This window comes from Brevibacillus composti, from assembly GCF_016406105.1.
GTDB classification, from domain to species: Bacteria; Bacillota; Bacilli; order Brevibacillales; family Brevibacillaceae; genus Brevibacillus; species Brevibacillus composti.
In genome coordinates this window covers 1,325,986-1,332,500 of record NZ_CP066308.1, presented here as the reverse complement: position 1 = coordinate 1,332,500, position 6,515 = coordinate 1,325,986, and the positions used below count along the sequence as shown (strand labels likewise).

Sequence of the window (6,515 nt, the reverse complement as noted above, 5' to 3'; positions counted from 1 at the left end):
GCGTCATGACAGCGGTAACTGCCTCAACCAATTGAGGCACGGAAAAAATCAACTGTTTCGTGGAGGCGTCCTGTCTGACCTCTCCATTGACGCGAGTTACGATACGCAAATCCTGATGATCCAGCTTCGGCGCAATCGCAGGGCCAAGCGGGCAGAAGGTGTCGAAGCTCTTCGATCTCGTCCACTGGCCGTCCTGATGCTGCAGGTCTCTGGCTGTCACATCAATGGCACAGGTATATCCGAGAATATACTCCTCCGCTTCATCTGCTTTCACCTGGTAGGCTTTTTTCTTGATGACGACAGCTAATTCTCCTTCATAATGAAGCTGCTTGGTCAACCGGGGATAGACAATCGGTTCCCCCGGACCCACTACCGTCGTGGACGGCTTGAGAAACATCACCGGTTCGGCTGGGATGGGCATTCCCATTTCTTCTGCGTGGTCGTAGTAGTTCAATCCAATACAGACGACCTTGCTCGGAGTGCACGGAGCCTGCAGCACCACCTCATCCAGCGGCAATTCCAGGCCTGTCATGATCGGTTTGCCGCCCTGCAGCTTGTAGATGTCCCCCTCAATCACTCTGACCTTTTGTTCCTCTTCCACCATCCAGCCATGCTTTACCTTGCCATTCCGCTCATACCGGACGATCATTGCTCTCCCCCCGTTAACTTGTTTGGTTTCTCCCCTGCGCTAGAACAAATCGTGAATCGCTTCGCGAGGCTTGGACGTGATCTCCTCGACCACCGTGCGATTGATCGCGTCTTCCACCATGGCGTCCACATCCAGCTTTTCTTCAAATCGCGCTGCCATGTACGGCTTCGGTCTCGTCACCGGATTTTTTGGTGTAAAGATCGTGCAGCAATCCTCAAAAGGCAAGATGGACAGCTCATACGTGTCAATGCGCCGCGAAATCGTGGTGATCTCCGTCTTGTCCAAGGCAATCAACGGGCGGAGAATCGGAATGTCGACGACATCATTAATCGTGTTCATGCTCTCCAAAGTCTGCGAGGCTACTTGGCCGAGGCTCTCCCCGGTAGCCAGCGCCAACGCCTGATTCTCCCGGGCGATCCGCTCCGAGATGCGCATCATGAACCGGCGCATGATCGTAATCAGGTAGTCGGACGGGCAACGCTCGCGGATCGCTGTCTGAATATCGGTAAAGGGTACCACGTGTAGGCGGATCGTCCCGCCCCATTTGGTCAACTTGTGCGCCAGATCGCGGACTTTTTCCAAAGAGCGTTCGCTCGTAAACGGCGGACTGTGAAAATGAATCGCCTCCAGCGTCACTCCCCGTTTCATCACCATCCAGCCTGCCACCGGACTGTCGATCCCCCCGGAGAGGAGGAGCATCACTTTGCCAGCAGAGCCGACAGGCAGTCCGCCGGGTCCCGGAATCGTTTCACAACTGATATAAGTCCCCTCGGCGCGGATCTCGATGTAGACGACGGTTTCCGGCTGATGGACGTCCACCTTGATCGCCGGCAAATTGCGCAAGATATGCGTCCCGACCAGGCGATTCATGTCCATGGAACCAATCGGAAAGCGCTTGTCCGCGCGCCGGGTCTCGACCCGAAACGTTTTTGGCTCCGGTTGGAGCTGGCGGATCAGTTCGAGCGCCTTCTCCTTAATCACGTCGGCATCCTGTTCGACCTGAATAGTCGGGCTGAAAGAAGAAATGCCGAATACCCGCTTCAGCCGTTCCATCACGGCCTGTGCATCCTCGCCATGCAGCTCGACATACATGCGGCCATAGCTGCGGCGCACTTTGATTTTGAAAAACGAACGCAAGACACTCTTTACACTGCTCGCCAGGGCGTCTTCAAACTGGTCGCGGTTTTTTCCTTTTAAGGCGAGCTCGCCATAGCGTATCAAAATAACATCGTAGTTCATGATTGGCTCCTTTGCATCCTCACACTTTTGCTTTTCGATAAGAAGAGACGCTGCTGACTTCTTTTACAGCGGCCAGGAATGCTTCCACTTCATCCGCCGTATTCTCTCGTCCCAAGCTGATGCGGATCGCCGACAGCGCCCGCTCTTTGTCCATGCCCGTCGCCATCAGTACGCGGCTCGGCTCGTCCTTCTTGGAGGAACAGGCTGATTTGGTGGACACGAGGAAGCCTCGCTCCTCCAGCGCGTGAAGGATGACCTCCGCCTTCATCCCGGGAAAAGAAAGATTGATGATATGGGGCGCACTCCCCTGCTCCGGCGTGTTAATGACAACCTCCGGGATTGCGGCGAGCCCCGCCCGCAATTGACGGGTCAGTGCCGCGATATGCTCGGCATCCCGGCTCCCTTCCTCGGTCATCAAGCGAAACGCCTTGGCAAGGCCAGCGATCGCGGGCAGATTTTCCGTACCTGAGCGTACGCCGCCTTCCTGCCCTCCGCCGGTGAGCAAAGGCTGGATGATCAGCCCCTCGCGCTTGTACAAAATGCCGATCCCGCGCGGACCATGAAATTTATGGGCCGAGATGCTGGCCAGATCAATCCCCCACTCCTTGAGGCGAAGCGGCACTTTGCCTACGCCCTGGACGGCATCGACATGAAACAGGGTTTTTGGAAACTGTCTCAGCCACGCGCCGATTTCAGCAATCGGCTGAATGGTGCCCAGCTCGTTGTTGACGTGCATCACCGAAACCAGAATGGTATCGCTCGTAACAGCCTTTTTGACGTCTTCCACCGAGACGCGTCCCTCGCGATCGACGGGCAGGTAGGTGACGGTAAAACCGAACGCCTCCAGCTGCTTGCAAACATCGTATACGGCAGGATGTTCCACGCTCGTCGTCACGATGTGCTTGCCCCTGCCCTGATATTGAAACGCCACGCCCTTGAGCGCCGTGTTATTGCTCTCTGTTCCTCCGGAGGTAAACAGGATTTCCGACGGCTTGCAGCCCAGGTATTGCGCCGCTACCGCGCGAGCCTGCTTCAGTACACTCTCTGCCTCCAACCCTTTTTGATGGAGCGAGGACGGATTTCCATAATAGGCTTCCATCGCTCGCTTCACGACCTCAACGACTTGAGGATACGGACGGGTCGTGGCGCTGTTGTCGAAATAAATCACCGGTACACAACTCCCCTATGGGCGATTACCCAAAGTCTACCCTTCATCATACCATGAGATGTTTCCTTTCACATAGAGAGAAGCGTGCTTGTGTTCTATTTTCCCCCAGATTTCTCCGGCCACTACCCCTTTTTCAAACACGCCGAGCAAACGTTCATAATTCCTTCACAGATACAAGCGCTTACATTGCCAAAGCGATCTTTACAGGTATGCGCCCATTCGTTAAAATAGTCAGTAAATTTAGATAACATATCACCGAAGAGGAGAGAGTCACCATGACTGCACAAGCGATGCAAGAGAAAATCCGCAAAATGGAAGCGGAGCTGAAAAGACTTCAAGCCGAGCTGACAAAGCTGAACCACCCCAAGTTTGACAAGGCTGAAACCGACTATCTAAATGAGGTGTACAACGGTTGAACATCCGCTTGCACATGATCCATTAGCGTGGAGGGACGCACACACAGGTGCCGACTTCCACGCATTTTTTGTGTCTGCTTGCTGGATGCCCCTGCCAATGGAGGAAGCATTTCTCCAATGAAAGAAGCTGTTTCCTCTGTTTACAATATTGTTACACAATTTGCACATCAAGTGCGAAACACCAAGGGGGACAGACAACGATGAAGAGCACGTCTTGGAAACGCATAGTCAGTCTACTACTCGCCGCCTCCTTTCTTCCTGCTGCGCACGCTTCAGCCGAAACGATCACGGTAAAGGCTGGCGATACCTTAGGAAACATCGCCTACCGGCATAACGTGACCGTCGATCAACTCAAAGCAGCCAACCAACTGAAGTCGGACATGCTCCTGGTTGGTCAAAGCCTGTACATACCATCCGCTTCCCAAGTGTATACCGTGCACTCCGGCGATGTTCTGTGGAAAATTGCCGATGCTTTCAACACGACCATTCCGGCCATCATGGAAGCAAACCGGATGACCAGCACGGATCTGCTCGCCGGACAAACCTTGCTGATTCCGTCATCGCAGACAGCTCCCGCTCCTGCACCTTCTCCAACTGCTCCATACGGCTCTACCCGATATACGGTCGTCAAAGGCGACATGCTTTGGAAAATCGCCGAACGCTTCCAGGTGTCCATCTCGGCCATCGTCGAGGCCAATCAGCTGAAGTCGAGCGAAATCTGGATCGGACAAAAGCTGGTGATTCCGCAAAAGCAGGTCTCGTCCAGCGAACCGGTCCCTGTCACGCCGGACAAGCCTTCCGTTACCCTGTCCAGCTATACGGTCAAAAAAGGCGACACACCCTGGACGATCTCGATCGCGCACGGAATACCCCGGGACGAATTCCTGCAGGTAAACAAGTTCTCTGAAAGCGACTACCTGCAAATCGGTCAAACCGTAAAAATTCCGGTGCATCACATCCCGGTCACGTCAACTCCCGGCGAAGCGTATGGAGAGTATCTCGACTGGTTCGAGGCCGCCCAGTACCTCATGCCGATCCATGCTGTCGCTGTCGTGACCGATTTTGAGACGAAAAAGCAATTCCGGGTCAAGCGGACGATTGGCGCTTTTCACTCGGATACAGAGCCGCTCACAGCTGCGGACGCGGCGATGATCAAAGAGGTCTGGGGCGGCCGTTATTCCTGGCAGGTACGCCCCGTTGTGGTCGAGGTGAACGGCAGAAAACTGGCGGCCTCGATGACATCCATGCCTCACAGCATGGAATATATCGCCGACAATAATTTCGACGGCCACTTTGACATCCATTTTCGCAATAGTCTGCGGCACAAGGATAATCTGATCGATCCCGACCATCAAGCGGCCATTAAAACAGCCGCTGGTCTCGCCCGATAAGCCCAGCCCATCCCTTCCATTCCTTACTTCCGCAGATGCCAAAAAGTCCGCTTCCGGCGAATCTTCTCCGAAGCGGACTTTCCCTTTTACCAGATGGTCAAAAGCAGGTTTATCACACGCTGTCTTCTATCATTGGAAGCGGCCCGGCGTACACGCCCTGGAACACTTCGGTCGCCGGCCCCGTCATGTATACCCGATTGTCGCTCTCCCGCCACTCGATGGTCAGATCCCCGCCGGCCAGATGAACAGTGACGGTACGCTCTGTTTTTCCGCTGAGACAGGCGGCTACAGCCGCGGCGCAGGCTCCTGTACCGCAGGCCAGCGTCACTCCCGACCCGCGCTCCCATACCCGAAACAAGAGTTCCCGGCGATTCAAGACTTGAATAAACTCGACATTGGTTCGCTCGGGGAAGGCTTCATGCCTTTCAATAGGAGGACCCCAGATCGTGACATCCTCTTCCCGCAGCTCATCCACGAACAGAACGGCATGGGGATTGCCCATGGAGACGGCCGTCAGGGGAAAAGTACGTCCCTCGACGGTAAAGGGATATTCTACGACCTCTTCCTCCGGATTTCCCGTCATCGGGATCGCGGCGCGGGTAAAACGCGGCTCTCCCATGTCGATCGTGACGGATTCGACTTTGCCATCCTCGCCCAAGCGCACCTGTGGAGCCACGATACCGCCCAGCGTCTCCACCGTAAACGTGGTCTTCTGGGTCAAACCGTGGTCCACCACATATTTGCTGACACAGCGCAAGCCGTTCCCGCAGTTCTTGGCTTCACTGCCGTCGTTGTTAAAGACTCTCATCCGAAAGTCCGCCTGATCAGAAGGCATGATTAAGATCAGACCGTCTCCGCCAATGCCAAAGTGACGGTCGCTGACCCTGCGGGCCAATTCCGGAAGGTCTACCCCCTCCAGCTTCTCTTCAAAACAGTTAACATAGACATAATCATTTCCCAATCCGTGCATTTTGGTAAAATTCATCGCTGGTTCCTCTCTCGGTTCGGCTTTCTTCTTCCCCTATTTTATCACAGAACATCGCCTTTCACAGTCGTGGTATACTACCTCTAGTTTGGAAAGAGTGGAGGCAGAAAACATGGATTTTTCCGGTTTGAAACTCGTCCTGGGCACGAAGAACGAAGCCAAGGTAAAAGCGGTCCGACTGGCAACCGGCATCGATCCGGTCTGCGTGTCCGTCCCCTCGGGAATCTCCGACCAGCCGCTCTCCGAGGAAGAGACGATCAAGGGCGCGATCAATCGGGCGAAGGCAGCCCTGGAGCAGACAGAGACGGGTGGCATCGGATTAGGTTTGGAAGGCGGCCTTACATACGACAGCACGCATACACAGCAGTGGTACCTCATCTCCGTCTGTGCGGCATGGGACGGCCAGCGCGTGTTTCTGGGCAAAGGACTTGCCTTCCCGATCCCCAATGAGGCGGTCGAACGCATCCAGCGGGAGGGAGTTGAGCTCCGAACGGTCATTGACGAATGGAGCGGAACGACTGGCAGCAATCAGAAGGGAGGCGCCTACGGCCTATTGACCGAGGGCAAAATCCAGCGGGCGGAGGTTTTCCGCGATGCCGTGATCGCGGCGCTGGTGCCGTTTGTCTCGCCGTTTTACCGCTATCGAGTAGGAGGGGGTGACTAACCC

Annotated in this window: 7 protein-coding genes (1 of these 7 running past the window's edge); 3 read left to right on the top strand and 4 right to left on the bottom strand. The window is 55.1% G+C overall.

The window, feature by feature from the left end; all coding sequences use genetic code 11:
• The 3 genes in view from JD108_RS06800 to JD108_RS06790 are tightly spaced (at most 39 nt apart) and all read right to left on the bottom strand, a layout consistent with a single transcriptional unit that may run on beyond the window.
• Nucleotides 1–649 carry the 5' portion of a fumarylacetoacetate hydrolase family protein gene (locus JD108_RS06800; protein WP_198829128.1) on the bottom strand. 128 nt of this gene lie to the left of the window's left edge, so only the first 649 of its 777 coding nucleotides appear in the window; its start codon is at nt 647–649; its stop codon lies beyond the left edge, outside the window.
• A 39-nt stretch (nt 650–688) separates the two neighbouring features.
• Nucleotides 689–1,888 (bottom strand): tRNA uracil 4-sulfurtransferase ThiI, encoded by a 1,200-nt coding sequence (gene thiI, locus JD108_RS06795; RefSeq protein WP_198829127.1) that lies wholly within the window; start codon nt 1,886–1,888, stop codon nt 689–691.
• Between the two features lie 19 nt (nt 1,889–1,907).
• Nucleotides 1,908–3,056, bottom strand: coding sequence for a cysteine desulfurase family protein (locus JD108_RS06790; protein WP_198829126.1), 1,149 nt, complete (start codon nt 3,054–3,056; stop codon nt 1,908–1,910).
• 275 nt (nt 3,057–3,331) lie between these two features.
• On the opposite strand from JD108_RS06790, the gene JD108_RS06785 reads away from it, so the two are divergent.
• Entirely contained in the window at nt 3,332–3,472 is a 141-nt protein-coding gene (locus JD108_RS06785; protein WP_198829125.1) for a hypothetical protein, read from the top strand.
• Nucleotides 3,473–3,672: 200 nt separating this feature from the next.
• Nucleotides 3,673–4,863: a LysM peptidoglycan-binding domain-containing protein gene (locus JD108_RS06780; RefSeq protein WP_198829124.1), complete on the top strand. Its 1,191-nt coding sequence runs from the start codon at nt 3,673–3,675 to the stop codon at nt 4,861–4,863.
• 112 nt (nt 4,864–4,975) lie between these two features.
• Here JD108_RS06780 and dapF read toward each other — a convergent pair whose 3' ends face one another.
• Nucleotides 4,976–5,848 (bottom strand): diaminopimelate epimerase, encoded by an 873-nt coding sequence (dapF, locus tag JD108_RS06775; protein ID WP_198829123.1) that lies wholly within the window; start codon nt 5,846–5,848, stop codon nt 4,976–4,978.
• Between the two features lie 112 nt (nt 5,849–5,960).
• Here dapF and JD108_RS06770 point away from each other — a divergent pair, with 112 nt between their 5' ends.
• Nucleotides 5,961–6,512 (top strand): DUF84 family protein, encoded by a 552-nt coding sequence (locus JD108_RS06770; RefSeq protein ID WP_198829122.1) that lies wholly within the window; start codon nt 5,961–5,963, stop codon nt 6,510–6,512.
• The last annotated feature ends 3 nt before the right edge of the window (nt 6,513–6,515 follow it).